This is a genomic window from Anaerotignum propionicum (assembly GCF_024461735.1).
Lineage (GTDB): Bacteria > Bacillota > Clostridia > Lachnospirales > Anaerotignaceae > Chakrabartyella.
Genome location: NZ_JANGAD010000028.1, coordinates 1 through 269 on the forward strand (window position 1 = coordinate 1; position 269 = coordinate 269).

The window sequence follows — 269 nt, forward strand, 5'->3', positions numbered from 1 at the left end:
CAGGAGGCTTTATAGGCCGAAGTTTATCGGGAGGATATATCGAGAATTGTGGTGCCAATGTAACTGTACAAGGAGCAGAAAGTGCAGGTGGATTTATAGGTGTTGCAGTTGGTGACGTTGCAGAGAAATTGATAAAAAATTGCTATGTTATGGGTAAAGTACAAAGTACGAGTGCAAGCGGAACTTATGCAGCCGCAGGAGGGCTCATAGGGGTAATTTCCGAGTATTCAAAATTTGCTATTGAAAACAGTTATAGTGTTGTGACTGCA

1 protein-coding gene is annotated in these 269 nt (G+C 42.0%); it reads left to right on the top strand.

All coding sequences use genetic code 11. The annotated features are described in order from the left end of the window. Positions 1-269 (top strand): hypothetical protein (locus NE558_RS14275; RefSeq protein ID WP_330643507.1); only part of this gene is annotated, 269 nt, incomplete at both ends.